Origin of the sequence: Pseudomonas sp. 478, assembly GCF_003254125.1 — a bacterium.
Classification (GTDB): domain Bacteria; phylum Pseudomonadota; class Gammaproteobacteria; order Pseudomonadales; family Pseudomonadaceae; genus Aquipseudomonas.
In genome coordinates this window covers 65158-79826 of sequence record NZ_QKZG01000013.1, presented here as the reverse complement: position 1 = coordinate 79826, position 14669 = coordinate 65158, and the positions used below count along the sequence as shown (strand labels likewise).

Sequence of the window (14669 nt, the reverse complement as noted above, 5' to 3'; positions counted from 1 at the left end):
TGTCAGGCCGTCATCGCGAGCAGGCTCGCTCCCACAGGGGAATGGTGTACACCTGCGAGTAATTGGTCGGCTGTCAGGCCGCCATCGCGAGCAAGCCCGGCTCCCACAGTTGATCGGTGTACTCCTCAGAGCCGAAAGTGCCCCACCATCCCCTTCAACTCAACCCCCAACTGCGCCAACTCAATACTGGAAGCCGCATTCCCCTGCATCGCCAACGAAGACTGATCCGCACTGGCTCGAATACTCGTGACACTGCGATTAATCTCCTCAGCCACTGAACTCTGCTCCTCGGCAGCTGCTGCGATCTGCTGGTTCATCTGCTGAATCAAAGACACTGCCGCTGCAATACTCCCCAACGCACTCTCAGTCTGCAACGCATCACTCACCGCCAGCTTCACCAGCTCGCCACTGTTCTGAATCTGCTGAACAGAAGACTGAGCCGCAGAACGCAAGGCGCTCACCAGTCGTTCAATCTCCTCGGTCGATTGCTGAGTGCGCTTGGCCAGGGCTCGCACTTCATCGGCTACCACCGCAAAGCCCCTGCCCTGCTCGCCGGCTCGAGCCGCCTCGATCGCGGCGTTGAGGGCCAATAGATTGGTCTGCTCGGCCACACTCTTGATGACGCTCAGCACTGTACCGATGTTCTGGATCTCGGCACTCAAGCTTTCGATGCTTGAACTGGCCGAGGTGGCTGAATCCGCCAACTGTTCGATCCGCGCCATACTCTGGCGCACCACCTGCTGACCACTTTCAACCTTGTCGTCTGCCGTCTGCGCTGCCTGAGCGGCCTCCTCCGCATTACGCGCAACGTCGTGCACGGTGGCGGTCATCTGATTCATCGCGGTAGCAACCTGTTCGGTTTCTTCCTTCTGGCTGCTGACTTCAAGATTGGTCTGCTCGGTCACCGCTGACAGCGACTGCGCGGAACTGGCCAACTGTTCGATACCCGCCTGCAAACCGCTGACAATACTGCTAAGCCCTGCCCCCATCTGCTGCATGGCCTGCATCAACTGCCCAATCTCATCACGACGGGTCACTTCAATCGTCGCACTCAAATCGCCAGAAGCAATCTGTTGAGCAACACGGATCACACTGCGCAGCGGTGCCACGATCAACCGGGTAATCACCCAGGCCGCAATCAGCCCGACCAGCAGCGCCAGCGCCGAGGAACCAATGATCAGCAGCGAATTCTTTTTCAGCTCCGCCTGCATCGATTGGTCTTCGGCGACATAAGCCTGATCCACCCGCTCCACCACCTGAGAAGCGCGCTGATGGAGTTGCTCATAGACGGTTTTTTCCTGCGCCAGCAGGCCGGTGTACTCGGCGAGTTTTTCACTGAATCCGCCAATGTGCCCGACCACTTCATTGAGGACCGTCTGGTAACCCTCATCCTTGACCGTGGTTTTCAGCTGCTCGGCCTGGGTCAGTGCCTGGTCGGCCTGCTCGATCTTGCCCTGCCCTGCGCTGTCGTCGCCCTTGCGGCTCTGGTCAAGACGCACACGCGCTTCGTTCATGGCTTGCAACATCAACCGCGACACCTGGCTGACCTGATTGGCTTGTTCGATGAACTGCCCACCGTCCTTGCCTTCGGACTCCTTCAAGGCATAGGCGCCGTCATCGGCCAGCCCGGCCTGCAACACGTCGAGGTTGTTGGCCACGCTGGACACCGACCAACTGGCCATCTCCAGTGCCAGGTCCTTGGCTTGGCTGAGCGAAACGAACTCGTCGAAGGCCTTGCGATAAGCCCCCAGGGACTGCTCGACGTCATTCATCACCGGCACGTTGGCCGCAGACGCCGCTTTCAGTTGGGTTGCCAGGGCGATCAGGCCGTCAACGCCCTCGCGCAGCGCATCAGCGGTTTTCGGGTTGCCGTGCAAGGCGTATTCCTGCTCGAGCAGTCTCACCTTGAGCAAACCGCTGTTGAGCGACGACATCTGCTTGAGTCCGTCGAAGCGCTGGCTGATGGTTTGCAGGGACCATACGCCGATGGCCGCCACCAAGGCGGTCAACAGCAGCACCAGTACAAACCCGACACCCAGTTTTTTCGCCATACCGAGGTTGGCAAAACGTCCTTGCACGGCCGAAATCATTGCACTTAGTCCCCTGACATAGTCTGTTGACGCAGATTCGCAACGGGCCTGTATCAACACAAGTCTCTGGCGTCGGAATAATGGCAAAAAGCTACGCTTGCGTCGTTTTCAGAACGCTTGAGGTCGATCCGGAGCGGTGGCCTGAAAAAACGCCCGGGCTCGCGGATCACAGGCATAGGCCACATTGATACGCTGCCAGTCACTGGCCTCCGCGGTGGGACTGAATGCCGTCGCAGAAGACAACAGGACACCGAAACGCTGGGCTTGTTTGCGCACCAGAGCGTAGTCGGACATCCGCGATCGCGCCCAGATGAACAATCCACCGACGGGCTTGCCGAACACCTCCCACTCGGCGTCTTCAAGCACTTGCAACGCCGCCTCCCTGTCATTGCTCAAACGCTGGCGCTGGCGCTGGACCAGTTTGCGGTAGGCACCGCTGGCTAAAAGGCTTGCCAGCACCGACTCGCAAAACCTCGAAGCGCCCATGCTGCTGATCATCTTGACCTCGGCCAGCCGCGAAATAACCTCAGCGCCGGCCACTACAAAACCGACCCGCAACGAACTGCTGAGGGTTTTGGAGTAGCTACCGACATAGATCACGTTGTCATCGGTACCCAACGCAGCGAGGCGCGTACCGGGGCCGCTGTGAAAATCCGCATAGACATCGTCTTCGATTACCAGAAGGCCATAGGTTTTGGCCAGTTGCACAACCCGCTGCGCCACCGCCGGCGCCAGGCTGCTGCCAGTGGGATTGTGATAGAAGCTATTGATAAAGATCCCGCAAGGCCTGTACTTAACCAGCAGTGCCTCAAGCGCTTCAATGTCCGGCCCGCACGGGGTTCGAGGCACCTCGAACATGCTGACCCCGTGCAACCTGAGCAAATCGAACAGCAAGGAATAACCGGGATTCTCCACTACCACGCAATCACCCGGCTTGAACAAGGTCCTCACGATCAGGTCCAGCCCCTGACTGGCCCCGGCCGTTGTCAAGATCCGGCTTTCCTCCACCACGATATCCAGATGTTTCAGGCGTTTGTGGATCTGCTGGCGCAAGGCTGGCAGGCCCAGCGGCGTGCTGTAGTTGAACAGGCCGGTCATGTCGGTGCGACTGACCTGACGGATCGCGTAGCTCAGGTCGTCAGTTTCGCGCCAGCTCTCGGGTAGTCCGCCACACCCCAGTTTGAGTTCGCCCGAGATGCCGCCCTGCTTCACTTCTGCCCCCTCGAACCAGTGGCAATCCTGTTGCCCCTGAGCAGCCAGTGCTGGCATGGCGACAATGAAACCGGCGCCCTGACGCGACGCCAGCACCCCTTGAGCCACTAGGCGCTCACAGGCCTCAGCGACGCTGGCCTGACTGAGCAAATTGATCCGGGCGATTTGCCGCACGGAAGGCAAACGCGTTCCCGGCGGCACCTCGCCACGACGAAGCCAGCAGGCTAGCGCGTCGACGATTTGCTGTACGACCGGCACCAATGCCTGTCGATCGATTCTCAACTCCATGAGCAAGCAAACTCCTGTCCGTTTTGCGGGAAACAGTTAATCACAGGAGCGGTCGATCTGATGTGCGACAACGCCACCAAAACCCTCAGTTCTAACCATTTGAAACACATTGTCCGGGGCCTTTAAGGAACCGAAAAAAAAACCCGCACGAATGCGGTTTTTTCCTACGTTTAACTGCCTGGTTTCAAAACGCCGTAACACCACCGTCCACCGCCAGCGAATGCCCCGTGGTGAACGCTGCGCCATCGCTGCACAGGTACAGCACCGCACTGGCGATTTCCTCGACCTTGCCGATGCGTCCGACCGGGTGCATGGCATTGGCGAACTCGCCTTTCTTCGGGTCGGTTTCATAGGCACGGCGGAACATGTCGGTGTCGATCACTGCCGGACACACCGCGTTCACCCGAATCTTTTTCTTGGCGTATTCGATGGCCGCCGATTTGGTCAGGCCGATCACCGCATGTTTCGACGCCGCATAAATACTCATCTTCGGCGCAGCCCCGAGGCCGGCTACCGATGCGGTGTTGACGATTGCACCGCCGCCCTGAGCCAGCAGTAATGGCAACTGGTACTTCATGCACAACCAGACACCTTTGACGTTGACGCCCATGATCGCGTCGAACTCATCGACTGTACCTTCGGCCAGTTTGCCTTTCTCGATCTCGATGCCGGCGTTGTTGAAGGCATAGTCGAGACGGCCGTAGGTATTGACCACCTCGTCCATCAGATTTTTTACATCGCTTTCCAGCGTGACGTTGCAGCGCACGAAGGTGGCTTCACCGCCAGCGGTACGAATCAGTGCCACCGTGTCCTCACCACCCGCCGCGTCCAGGTCGGCCACGACCACTTTCAAGCCTTCAGCGGCGAACGCCTGGGCGGTCGCGCGGCCAATGCCATTGGCTGCGCCCGTTACAACGGCGACCTGGCCAGAAAACGTCATGCTCATAGTTATGTCCTCGAAGAGAAGATGCGGGGGATCGTGTGTTCTCAATCTAGCCACAAGGGCTTGCGGCGCGGCAGCACTATCAGAAGGCCGGTTGGGCGCCCATGAGTGACAGTGATAAAACCGCCGGTTCGACTATCACTGCACTGGATCGATATGCATTCGCCGCATCAGCCAAACTTGCGGCATCGTTCATGAAGGTCTATCAACAAGTCTTCATTCATCTTGAGTGCCTGTCATGACTACCCAGACCAATCGCCAGTTCCTGCTCGCCAAGCGTCCGGTGGGCGCGGCGACCCGCGAGACCTTCACCTATCAAGAAGTACCGGTCGGCGAACCGGCTACGGGTCAGATCCTGGTCAAAAACGAATACCTGTCCCTGGACCCGGCCATGCGTGGCTGGATGAACGAGGGCAAGTCCTACATCCCGCCGGTCGGTATCGGCGAAGTGATGCGCGCATTGGGCGTAGGCAAAGTCGTTGCATCAAGTAATCCGGGCTTCGCGGTCGGGGACTACGTCAATGGTGCCTTGGGTGTGCAGGATTACTTCCTCGGCGAGCCACGAGGTTTCTACAAGGTCGATCCAAAACTGGCGCCGCTGCCGCGCTATCTGTCGGCGCTGGGCATGACCGGGATGACCGCCTATTTCGCCCTGCTCGATGTCGGCGCACCAAAGGCTGGCGACACCGTGGTGCTGTCGGGCGCGGCCGGTGCGGTGGGCAGCATTGCCGGGCAGATTGCCAAGATCAAAGGTTGCCGGGTCGTCGGCATTGCCGGGGGCGCAGACAAGTGCCAGTTCCTGATCGACGAACTGGGTTTTGACGGTGCCATCGATTACAAAAACGAAGATGTCCAGGCCGGCCTCAAGCGCGAATGTCCGAAAGGTGTCGATGTGTATTTCGATAACGTCGGCGGCGATATCCTCGACGCGGTGTTGAGTCGCCTGGCCATGAAGGCGCGGGTGGTGATCTGTGGCGCCATCAGTCAGTACAACAACAAGGAAGCGGTCAAAGGCCCGGCCAACTACCTGTCGCTGCTGGTCAACCGCGCGCGGATGGAAGGTTTTGTGGTGATGGACTATGCCGCACAGTTCGCCGCCGCCGGACAGGAAATGGCCGGCTGGATGGCCAAGGGGCAACTCAAGAGCAAGGAAGATATCGTTGAAGGACTGGAGACGTTCCCGGAGACGCTGATGAAGTTGTTCAGCGGCGAGAATTTCGGGAAATTGGTGTTGAAGGTTGATTGATCATAACTAGCTGAAAAGCATCGCGGGCAAGCCATGCTCCTACAGACGGTGAAATCTGTAGGAGCAAGGCTTGCCCGCGATTGATTTTGCAGTCGCCGCTTAAGCCAGCTCTGCCACCACAGCTGCCAACGCCTTGGCCGGATCCGCGGCCTGGCTGATCGGACGGCCGATCACCAGATAATCGGAACCGGCATCCAGCGCCTGACGCGGGGTCAGAATGCGGCGCTGATCGTCCTGGGCGCTGCCCGCTGGACGAATCCCCGGAGTGACCAGTTGCAGCGACGGGTGCGCCGATTTCAGCGCGTGGGCTTCCAGGGCCGAGCACACCAGACCGTCCATCCCGGCTTTTTCCGCCAACGCGGCCAGGCGCAACACTTGCTCCTGCGGCTCGATATCCAGACCGATACCCGCCAGGTCTTCACGTTCCATGCTGGTCAGCACGGTCACGCCGATCAGCAGTGGCTTCGGACCGGTGCGCTGGTCAAGCACTTCGCGGCACGCGGCCATCATGCGCAAACCACCGGAGCAGTGCACATTGACCATCCACACCCCCATCTCCGCAGCCGCCTTGACGGCCATGGCGGTGGTGTTCGGAATGTCATGGAACTTGAGGTCCAGGAACACTTCGAAACCCTTGTCACGCAGGGTGCCAACGATTTCCGAAGCGCAGCTGGTGAACAGTTCTTTACCGACTTTGACCCGGCACAGCTTCGGGTCCAACTGATCGGCCAGCTTCAGTGCGGCGTCACGGGTGGGGAAATCCAGGGCGACGATGATAGGAGTCTGGCAGGCGGACATGAGTGGGCTCTCAGGCAGGTCGAAATCGGCGCGCATTGTAGCGGAACCAGCGCCTCTGCGGGACCCGATGATCGGTAATTCGTCGAGACGGCTCAAGCAAGACTAGCCCTTGCACCCATTGTGTCGAGTCAGATACACACATGACACGCCTGCAACACCCTTCAACGTTACCTTCGGCAGCCGCAACACGTCCTACAGCACTTCCTGCCTCCGGGCCGGACGCCTATGCTGAAACCACAACCTCGCAGCCCATCTTTGTGGTTGGCAGCCTACCTGGCAGATGAACGCACGCATGCACAACCTCCACGCCCCTGTGAACGACGATCAAAAAGCGCCCGGCGACGACAAACGCTGGAGCATTCGCGCCCTGATCGTCGACGATGACGTCCCGATCCGCGAACTGATGATCGACTATCTGGCCCGGTTCAACATTCACGCCAGCGGCGTCACCGATGGCGCCGCGATGCGCCTGGCGCTGCAAGCGGAGCATTTCGACGTGGTGGTGCTCGACCTGATGCTGCCCGGCGAAGACGGTTTGTCACTGTGCCGCTGGCTGCGCGCCGAATCGGACATCCCGATCCTGATGCTCACTGCCCGCTGCGAACCGACCGACCGGATCATCGGCCTGGAATTGGGCGCCGACGACTACATGGCCAAGCCGTTCGAGCCGCGGGAATTGGTGGCGCGCATCCAGACGATCCTGCGCCGGGTACGCGACGATCGCACCGAACAACGGGCCAACATCCGCTTCGACAACTGGCGCCTGAACAGCGTGCTGCGCCAATTGATCGCCGCTGATGGCCTGGTGGTGCCGCTGTCCAACGCCGAGTTCCGTTTGCTCTGGGTGTTCATCGAACGTCCGCGCCGGGTACTCAGCCGCGAACAACTGCTGGATGCCGCTCGTGGTCGCTCCATCGAAGCCTTTGATCGCAGCATCGACTTGCTGGTCTCGCGCCTGCGCCAAAAACTCGGTGACGACCCCAAAGCCCCGCAACTGATCAAAACCGTTCGCGGTGAGGGTTATCTGTTCGACGCCAGAGACATCGGCTGATGCGTGCGCGCTTCGATACGCTCTTCGGCCGCCTGTTTGGCATGCTGCTGGTGGCGATCATCCTGGCGCATTTGTTGGCGTTTTTCTGGTTTCACTATTACGGCCCACCGCCGCCCCCTCCGCCGCCGGGGTTTTCCGAAAACGTCGACGGACAGCGTCCGCCGATGGACCCGCGCTTCGCAAGTCGGCCACCGCGGCCGTGGTTCGGCGGCCCCGTGGTGCCGCTGACCTTTCAGCTGGTCTCGCTGATCATCGCCGCCTGGTACGGTGCCAAACTGCTGAGCCGGCCGATCCAGCGCCTGAGCGATGCTGCCGAGCGACTGAGCGAAAACCTCGACAGCCCGCCTCTGGATGAGTCCGGCCCACGGGAAGCACGGCAAGCGGCACACACCTTCAACAAGATGCAGCAACGCATTCGTGAACAAGTGCAGCAACGCTCGCGGATGCTTGGTGCCGTTTCCCACGACCTGCGCACGCCGCTGTCGCGGCTCAAGCTGCGGCTGGAGCAGATCGACGACAACAAATTGCAAGGCCAGATGCGTCAGGATCTGGACGACATGATTGGCATGCTCGACGCCACGCTCACCTACCTGCACGAGCAGCGCACCAGTGAGGCCCTGCAATGGATGGACGTGCAGGCGCTGGTCGAATCCCTGAGTGAAAACGCCCAGGACCAGGGCGCCGATGTTCTGACCAGCGGCCACTGCGCACCGTTGCAAGTGCAGCCGATGGCCTTGCGCTCGTGCATCAACAACCTGCTGGACAATGCCCTGCGTTATGCCGGGCAGGCACTGATTACGCTCGACGACACGCGCGAAACCCTGGTGATCCGGGTCATCGACCATGGGCCGGGGATTGCGGCGGATAAACGTGAAGCCGTGTTCGAGCCATTCTTTCGCCTGGAAGGATCGCGCAACCGCAACTCCGGTGGCGTCGGACTGGGCATGACCATCGCCCGCGAGGCGACCGAACGCCTGGGTGGACAGTTGAGACTGGAAGAAACACCCGGCGGCGGATTGACCGCCGTTATCCGACTACCTCGTTCCATTTAGCAGATCCGTGTGCTCTGTGTACCGCTCGGTACAAACTTCACATACCCACGACAACTTGCCCCTTGAGGCTGCATAAGCCGGTGCACCCACCGGTTATCCATTCCAAGGAGTGAGCGCAATGATCGGTAGCGTCAGCAGTTATACGAGCTATACCAGCACCAGCAGCACCGCAACCAGCTCCGCACGCAGTCAGCAATTTCAGAAAGATATGCTCGCCAAACTCGACAGCAACAGCGACGGTGCGGTGGATCAGGATGAACTCAAGAGCGCCCTGTCGCAGAAAACCGACGACGGTCTGCTGGTCAGCCTGAGCAAGAACTTCGCTGACCTGGACAGCGACGAAAGCGGCAGCCTGAGCAGTGAAGAAATGGCCGCGATGGCCCCTCCGCCGCCACCACCTCAACAAATGTCCAGCGAAGAACTGTTCAGTCAGCTCGATGCGGACAGCGACGGCAGTGTCAGCGTCACCGAGCTGACCAGCGCGCTGCAGACCAGCAGCAGCTCATCGACCAGCACCGACACCAGCGCCGCGTTGCTCAAAGTGCTGGATAGCGACAGCAGTGGCGGCGTCAGCAGCGACGACTTGAACGCGGCGTTGCAAGCCGGCCGCGAGCGAAACACCGACAGTTCCACCGATCAGTCGAACGTGACCGAAGTCCTGAACAAAATGATCGCCAACCTCAGCAAGCAGTACTCGCTCGACAACGTGGCGACCGTAGGCAAGTACCTGAACGAGGCCACTTAAGTCAAAAGCTTCGCGGGCAAGCCTTGCTCCTACAGGTTGATCGTTCCCACGCTGCGTGGGAATGCATCCCGTGACGCTCTGCGTCACATCCCGAAGCGGAACGCGGAGCGTCCCATGCGGCATTCCCACGCAGAGCGTGGGAACGATCAATCTCAGGGCCGGCGATCCTCAACCCGGGCCTGACTCTTGCTCCAGTCGTTCAGCAGGCTGTAGGCCACCGCCAACAACGTCGGGCCGATGAACAAGCCGATAAACCCGAAGGCAATCAGCCCGCCAAACACCCCGAGCAGGACAATCACCAACGGCAAATTCCCGCCCCGGCTGATCAGGTACGGTTTGAGCACGTTGTCGACGCCACTGATGATGAACATCCCCCAAATCCCGAGAAACACCGCCATCCCGTACTCGCCCTTCCAGGCCAGCCAGGCCGTGGCCGGAATCCACACCAGCGGCGGTCCCATCGGAATCAGGCTCAACAAAAACGTGACGATCCCCAGCACCAGCGCCCCGGGTACCCCGGCAATCAAAAACCCGATCAACGCCAGAACCGCCTGGGCCGCTGCCGTCCCGATTACGCCGTTCACCACCCGCTGCACCGTGCCCGCCACCAACTCAATGTAATACCCGGCACGCTCACCAATCAGACGTTCCAGCAACCCGTGAACAAACGCCGCCAGACGCGGCCCGTCACGGTAGAAGAAGAACACGAAGACGATACTCAACGTCAGCTCAAGTATCCCGCCGCCAATCTGCGCACTGCGCGCCAGCAACCAATTGCCGACCTGCCCCAGATAAGGTTTGACCGCCAGCATCATTGCCGCGCCCTGCTGATCGATGCTGTTCCAGACCCCCACCAGCCGCTCGCCCAACAAGGGAATACTGCCCAGCCAGGCCGGCGCTTCCGGCAGCCCGTCGACCTGCACATCCTTGATGAACGCCGTGGCATCGCGCACATGGTCCGCGAGGTTGAACCCCAGCCAGACCAACGGCAACGCCACCAGCAACATCCAGCCCAGCGTCAGCATTGCGGCCGCCAGAGATTCGCGACCATTGAGCAAACGTGTCAGCAAACGCATCAGCGGCCAACTGGCAAACGCCAGCACGGCGCCCCAGAACAGCGCCGACCAGAACGGCGCCATCACCCAGAAGCTCGCGCCAAACAGCACCAGGAGCAGGATCTGCACCAACAGCCGATCGTTATTGATCATCTAAATCTCGAAAAAGTCAGTCCGCAAAAGAGTAGGCGAACGCAGCGTGTGCGTTCGCCTGATAAAGCTTACCGCAACAGTTCGATGTGCAAGCCAGCGCCGTCGATGCTGCCGGCTTCCATCCTGGCGGTACGCACACCCTGCCCGATCAGTGCCTGACGCCAGGCTTCGGCCTTCGGCCCGGAAACACTGACCCGCAACGTGGTATCCAGATTCAGCCCACGAGAGATCAGGCGTAGCCAGGACTCGTCAGGATCGCCGGTCAGTTTGGGAAAATCGAGTTCACCGGTGCTTTTGAGCTCTCGAAGCAAGGTTGCAGAAGTCGGCAGCAAATCACCCAGCGGCGCGGCGGCGTCAAACTGTTCGACGTGCAGATAAGCTTTGCGATTGCCGCGCGTGATGCTGTAAAGCGCCACCAGCGTGTTGTCCTGTGGGGCCGCCAGACGCAACAGCAAAAACGCTTGCTGATCATCTGCGCCATACAGCTTGGCATTGCCGAAGACATCATTGGCCCACAGGCTGCTTTCGCCGCAATCACGGGCCTGGCACCAGAACAGCAACTGGGCCTCCTGCTTCTGCAACGCTTCACGAGCGGCGGTGAAGGCCTCGGTGGAGGAATGCTCCGGTGGCAACTCGTAGGTTACCGACGTGGTTTGCCCTCGGGCAGCGACCTGGCCGTCGAAGCGCAACTGGCCGCTGATTTTGCGGATCGAACCCAATGGATAGATCCGCTCAAGTTCGGCGACCGGACGATAGTCAACGATCTGCGCATCGGCCATACGCGGCACGATCGGAAGGTCATGGCTGCCCGGGACATCGGCGGCAAATAACAGCGGACTGAAACAACACAGCGCCAGCAGACTGAATGAACGCATGGATAGACTCATCGGATCAGCATGGCCTGGGCACCCTTGACGATACTGGCGTCATCGATGCGCTCAGGCACCAGCAAACCGCGCTGTACCGCCGGACGCGCCTCCATGGTTGCCATCCAGCGCTGCAGGGCCGGCAAACCGTCGACCGCGACACCCGACCACTCATGGCCACGGACCCACGGATAAGTGGCGATGTCGGCAATGCTGTATTCACCGGCCAGAAACTCCACGGCTTGCAGGCGCGTGTCGAGCACTTCATAGAGGCGGCGGGTTTCATGTTGATAGCGATCGATGGCGCCCTGGAGTTTCTCCGGGAAATAACGGAAAAACACGTTGGCCTGGCCTTGCATCGGGCCGATCCCACCCATCTGGAACATCAGCCATTGCAGGACCACCGAGCGCCCCTTGGGGTCTTTTGGCAGCAGTTTGCCGCTCAATTCAGCCAGGTAAATCAGGATCGCGCCGGATTCAAACACAGCGAAATCGCCGTTGGCGCGGTCGACAATCGCCGGAATCCGGCCATTGGGATTAATCTTGAGGAAGCCCTCGGACTTCTGTTCCTTTTTGTCGAAACTCAAGGCGTGCACCGTGTAGGGCAGGCCGAGTTCCTCGAGCACGATAGAGACCTTGTGGCCATTCGGGGTCGCAGCGGTGTAGAGATCTATCATGGTTGTCTCCCATTTCAACCCGCCCAGCCTCGACAGTTGCCCGGCGCAAGTCAAGGAACGGCGAAGAACCGATTGAAACAGTCTGCGACAAGGTCGGCACCGGGTTCGTCATTCAGGTGCAAATGATGACCGCCAGGCAGCTGTTCACGGCTAAAGGGTAGACGCTCCAGCAACTCGGGATGTTTGGCGAGCATGCCGTCGGCAGCCACCACCAGTTTTGCAGGACAACTGACTCGCTGGACGAAGGCCATTGCCTGTTCTGAGGTCAGACGCAGCGGCGACGGTAAGGTCAGGCGGTTATCGGTGCGCCAGGTATAACCGCCCGGCACTGGCATCAATCCACGCTGGGCCAGCAGTTCTGCGGCTTCGCGACTGACAGCGACCAAGCCTTTCATGCGCGCCTCGATGGCCCGGTCGAGGGTGTTGTAGACCGGTTTGCGCTTCTCCCGCAAATCCAGCTGCGCTTGCAGGGCCATGCCCATCCGTTCGGCAGCGTTTTCGCCCTTGTCTGTAGGAGGAATGACCCCGTCGATCAATGCCAGATGGGTCACGCGTTCCGGCAACGAACCGGCCAGCACCAGCGAAACGATCGCGCCCATGGAATGCCCCAGCAGCCCAAAGCGCTTCCAACCCAATTGCTCGGCCACTTGCAGCACGTCATGGGCGTAGTCCCACAGCGCGTAACCGGCACCGGTCGGCCGATGCCCGGAATGACCGTGACCGGCCATGTCCAGCGCGATGATGCGCAAGCCTTTGAGCTTCGGCGCCAGCCGGGCGAAGCTGTTGGCGTTGTCCAGCCAGCCATGCAAGGCGATCACCGGCAGGCCATCTTCGGGGCCGAACAAGTGCGCTGCCAACTCGATGTGCGGCAGGCTCAGGCGAACTTCTTCAACGACGTTGCTCATGCGCAATCCTGTTGGTGGCGACCGTCCCACCGGCTGAGCAGGTTCTTCAGCAGCGTGGCCGTGTCCTGGGGACGTTCGAGGGGAAACATATGGCCACCCGGCATGGTCAGGGACTCGCCCAGCGGCAAGCGTCCCACGAGGCTTGCGTGATGACGCATCACCACCCGGCTCTTGTGCCCGCGCACCACCGCCAGCGGCACTTTCAGTTGCCGTGTGCGGCCGGGACTGGTGTGCGGCACGCCACGGTAGATACTGATTTCCGTGGCCGGGTCGAAGCGCAGGCGCAACCTGTCGCCCACCTTGTGCAAGCCGTGTTGCAGGTAAGCGTCGAAGCATTCCGGGTCGAAACTGCGAAACAGGGTTTTGCCCGCGAAATAGAGTCGGGCCGCGTCCAGATCGGTGAACTCTTCCCGGCGTCCCAACGTACGGCCGGCCGGGGTCAGGCGATCGATGAAACCGAAGCGTTTGGCGGCGCGGATCACCCATTGATCAGCGCGGGTCAGCACCGGCGAATCAAGCATCACCACGCCGCGATAGAGCTCGGGGCACCGCAACGCCGCGTGCAGGTGCAGCACGCCACCGAAGGAATGGCCGACACCCCACACCGGTTCCGGTTGCTGCTTGAGGTGATGAATCAGCTCATCGACCAGGTTGTACCAGTTGTCGTCCGCCGGAAAACGCGGGTCATGGGCGTGCTGCTGCAGATGCGTCACCTGATACTCGGGCGCCAGCGCCGCGAACAACTTGCCGTAGGTGCCTGAGGGAAAACCGTTGGCGTGGGCGAAAAATATCTGTTGCGACATACCGGTGATCCATCAACGAAAACAAGGGTTGATTGTCCGTAAGACGACGTCCTACAGCAATGACCGTAAGTGCCAGGAATGATGACAGTCCGGTCATGGGGAATGCGAAATTGTGGATGTTCTGAGTCTGGTGCATGCCTCAAGATCCACCCCTCACCCCAGCCCTCTCCCCACGGGGAGAGGGGGAAAGGGAGCAGATCTTCAAGCTTTTCAAACTTTGAGTACGACTTAATATTTCAGGTCGAAGTAGCTCCAAGAACAACTCGGTCAGTCCCCTCGCCCCCGTGGGGAGAGGGTTAGGGTGAGGGGCGGATCTAATTGAAGAAACACACTCTCAACGCGCCGGCGGATTCTCACCCAATGGCACCACCGCCATGGTCAACCGCGACACACAACTGGCCTTGCCCTCATCGCTGGTCAAACGGATATCCCAGACATGCGTCGTGCGGCCAATGTGAATCGGCTTGGCCACCGCCGTGACCCGCCCGCTGCGCAAGCCGCGCAAATGGTTGGCGTTGATTTCCAGGCCCACGCAGTAAAACTTGCTGGCGTCGATGCACAGGTAACTGGCCATCGAGCCGACCGTTTCGGCCAGCACCACCGAGGCGCCGCCGTGCAGCAAGCCGTAAGGCTGGTGAGTGCGATGGTCGATGACCATGCTCGCGGTCAGGGACTCGTCGTCGAAGGCTTCGAAGCGAATATCCAGCACTTCGCCGATGGTGTTTTTCTGGATTGCGTTCAACTGTTCAATGTTGGGATGGGTACGCCACAAGCTCATTGCTGAC

Annotated in this window: 15 protein-coding genes and 1 pseudogene; 5 read left to right on the top strand and 11 right to left on the bottom strand. The window is 60.2% G+C overall.

Translation table 11 applies throughout. From position 1 onward, the window contains the following. Window positions 1–125: 125 nt before the first annotated feature. The 4 genes and pseudogenes from DFS28_RS31270 to DFS28_RS23985 all read right to left on the bottom strand — a co-directional run bounded on the left by DFS28_RS31270 (window position 126) and on the right by DFS28_RS23985 (window position 4536). Window positions 126–989, bottom strand: a complete 864-nt coding sequence (locus DFS28_RS31270; protein WP_371922182.1) for a methyl-accepting chemotaxis protein — start codon at window positions 987–989, stop codon at window positions 126–128. After that, window positions 987–1211: pseudogene (locus DFS28_RS31265) on the bottom strand (HAMP domain-containing protein); the annotation flags it as partial. The gene DFS28_RS31270 and the pseudogene DFS28_RS31265, both read right to left, overlap by 3 nt. 987 nt (window positions 1212–2198) lie before the next feature. Then, window positions 2199–3590 (bottom strand): PLP-dependent aminotransferase family protein, encoded by a 1392-nt coding sequence (locus tag DFS28_RS23990; protein WP_111451734.1) that lies wholly within the window; start codon window positions 3588–3590, stop codon window positions 2199–2201. Between the two features lie 184 nt (window positions 3591–3774). Continuing rightward, on the bottom strand, window positions 3775–4536 hold the full coding sequence (locus tag DFS28_RS23985) for an SDR family oxidoreductase (protein WP_111451733.1): 762 nt from the start codon (window positions 4534–4536) through the stop codon (window positions 3775–3777). 101 nt (window positions 4537–4637) lie between these two features. Between DFS28_RS23985 and DFS28_RS30550 the strand changes: the two genes are divergently transcribed. Both DFS28_RS30550 and DFS28_RS23980 read left to right on the top strand, forming a co-directional pair. After that, the gene (locus DFS28_RS30550; RefSeq protein ID WP_158539696.1) at window positions 4638–4775 is read left to right on the top strand and encodes a hypothetical protein; all 138 of its coding nucleotides are present in this window, start codon (window positions 4638–4640) and stop codon (window positions 4773–4775) included. Further along, on the top strand, window positions 4772–5779 hold the full coding sequence (locus DFS28_RS23980; protein ID WP_111451732.1) for an NADP-dependent oxidoreductase: 1008 nt from the start codon (window positions 4772–4774) through the stop codon (window positions 5777–5779). The genes DFS28_RS30550 and DFS28_RS23980 overlap by 4 nt, the downstream gene beginning before the upstream one ends. Before the next feature lie 99 nt (window positions 5780–5878). Here the strand turns inward: DFS28_RS23980 and pyrF are convergent, their stop codons facing one another. Then, the gene (pyrF, locus tag DFS28_RS23975) at window positions 5879–6577 is read right to left on the bottom strand and encodes an orotidine-5'-phosphate decarboxylase (RefSeq protein WP_161990885.1); all 699 of its coding nucleotides are present in this window, start codon (window positions 6575–6577) and stop codon (window positions 5879–5881) included. Window positions 6578–6869: 292 nt separating this feature from the next. Here pyrF and DFS28_RS23970 point away from each other — a divergent pair, with 292 nt between their 5' ends. From DFS28_RS23970 to xopAW, 3 genes are all read left to right on the top strand, one after another. Continuing rightward, window positions 6870–7628: a response regulator gene (locus tag DFS28_RS23970; protein WP_033053235.1), complete on the top strand. Its 759-nt coding sequence runs from the start codon at window positions 6870–6872 to the stop codon at window positions 7626–7628. Beyond that, on the top strand, window positions 7628–8680 hold the full coding sequence (locus DFS28_RS23965) for a HAMP domain-containing sensor histidine kinase (protein ID WP_111451730.1): 1053 nt from the start codon (window positions 7628–7630) through the stop codon (window positions 8678–8680). The genes DFS28_RS23970 and DFS28_RS23965 overlap by 1 nt, the downstream gene beginning before the upstream one ends. A 118-nt stretch (window positions 8681–8798) precedes the next feature. Next, a complete protein-coding gene (xopAW, locus tag DFS28_RS23960) occupies window positions 8799–9425 on the top strand; it encodes a XopAW family type III secretion system calcium-binding effector (protein WP_111451729.1) in 627 nt (208 codons plus the stop codon). Window positions 9426–9577: 152 nt separating this feature from the next. On the opposite strand, the gene DFS28_RS23955 is transcribed toward xopAW, so the two are convergent. From DFS28_RS23955 to DFS28_RS23930, 6 genes are all read right to left on the bottom strand, one after another. Continuing rightward, window positions 9578–10633, bottom strand: a complete 1056-nt coding sequence (locus DFS28_RS23955; RefSeq protein ID WP_111451728.1) for an AI-2E family transporter — start codon at window positions 10631–10633, stop codon at window positions 9578–9580. A gap of 68 nt (window positions 10634–10701) precedes the next feature. Continuing rightward, window positions 10702–11508 carry a DUF4892 domain-containing protein gene (locus DFS28_RS23950; protein ID WP_111451727.1) on the bottom strand — a complete coding sequence of 269 codons (807 nt, stop codon included), beginning with the start codon at window positions 11506–11508 and terminating at the stop codon, window positions 10702–10704. A gap of 8 nt (window positions 11509–11516) precedes the next feature. Then, entirely contained in the window at window positions 11517–12176 is a 660-nt protein-coding gene (locus tag DFS28_RS23945) for a glutathione S-transferase family protein (RefSeq protein ID WP_111451726.1), read from the bottom strand. Between the two features lie 50 nt (window positions 12177–12226). Next, complete coding sequence (locus tag DFS28_RS23940) at window positions 12227–13081, bottom strand: alpha/beta hydrolase (protein WP_111451725.1); 855 nt, start codon at window positions 13079–13081, stop codon at window positions 12227–12229. Further along, window positions 13078–13884, bottom strand: coding sequence for an alpha/beta fold hydrolase (locus DFS28_RS23935; protein WP_111451724.1), 807 nt, complete (start codon window positions 13882–13884; stop codon window positions 13078–13080). The genes DFS28_RS23940 and DFS28_RS23935 overlap by 4 nt, the downstream gene beginning before the upstream one ends. Window positions 13885–14218: 334 nt before the next feature. Continuing rightward, window positions 14219–14662: a hotdog fold thioesterase gene (locus DFS28_RS23930; RefSeq protein WP_056743253.1), complete on the bottom strand. Its 444-nt coding sequence runs from the start codon at window positions 14660–14662 to the stop codon at window positions 14219–14221. Window positions 14663–14669 lie beyond the last annotated feature (7 nt).

What these genes read in the sequence shown, in the direction of transcription:
- xopAW (WP_111451729.1), top strand. Translation starts at nt 8,799, where the DNA reads ATGATCGGTAGCGTCAGCAGTTATACGAGCTATACCAGCACCAGCAGC.
- DFS28_RS23950 (WP_111451727.1), bottom strand. Translation starts at nt 11,508, where the DNA reads ATGCGTTCATTCAGTCTGCTGGCGCTGTGTTGTTTCAGTCCGCTGTTA.
- pyrF (WP_161990885.1), bottom strand. Translation starts at nt 6,577, where the DNA reads ATGTCCGCCTGCCAGACTCCTATCATCGTCGCCCTGGATTTCCCCACC.
- DFS28_RS23955 (WP_111451728.1), bottom strand. Translation starts at nt 10,633, where the DNA reads ATGATCAATAACGATCGGCTGTTGGTGCAGATCCTGCTCCTGGTGCTG.
- DFS28_RS31270 (WP_371922182.1), bottom strand. Translation starts at nt 989, where the DNA reads ATGGGGGCAGGGCTTAGCAGTATTGTCAGCGGTTTGCAGGCGGGTATC.
- DFS28_RS23930 (WP_056743253.1), bottom strand. Translation starts at nt 14,662, where the DNA reads ATGAGCTTGTGGCGTACCCATCCCAACATTGAACAGTTGAACGCAATC.
- DFS28_RS23985 (WP_111451733.1), bottom strand. Translation starts at nt 4,536, where the DNA reads ATGAGCATGACGTTTTCTGGCCAGGTCGCCGTTGTAACGGGCGCAGCC.
- DFS28_RS30550 (WP_158539696.1), top strand. Translation starts at nt 4,638, where the DNA reads ATGAGTGACAGTGATAAAACCGCCGGTTCGACTATCACTGCACTGGAT.
- DFS28_RS23980 (WP_111451732.1), top strand. Translation starts at nt 4,772, where the DNA reads ATGACTACCCAGACCAATCGCCAGTTCCTGCTCGCCAAGCGTCCGGTG.
- DFS28_RS23935 (WP_111451724.1), bottom strand. Translation starts at nt 13,884, where the DNA reads ATGTCGCAACAGATATTTTTCGCCCACGCCAACGGTTTTCCCTCAGGC.
- DFS28_RS23945 (WP_111451726.1), bottom strand. Translation starts at nt 12,176, where the DNA reads ATGATAGATCTCTACACCGCTGCGACCCCGAATGGCCACAAGGTCTCT.
- DFS28_RS23990 (WP_111451734.1), bottom strand. Translation starts at nt 3,590, where the DNA reads ATGGAGTTGAGAATCGATCGACAGGCATTGGTGCCGGTCGTACAGCAA.
- DFS28_RS23965 (WP_111451730.1), top strand. Translation starts at nt 7,628, where the DNA reads ATGCGTGCGCGCTTCGATACGCTCTTCGGCCGCCTGTTTGGCATGCTG.
- DFS28_RS23970 (WP_033053235.1), top strand. Translation starts at nt 6,870, where the DNA reads ATGCACAACCTCCACGCCCCTGTGAACGACGATCAAAAAGCGCCCGGC.
- DFS28_RS23940 (WP_111451725.1), bottom strand. Translation starts at nt 13,081, where the DNA reads ATGAGCAACGTCGTTGAAGAAGTTCGCCTGAGCCTGCCGCACATCGAG.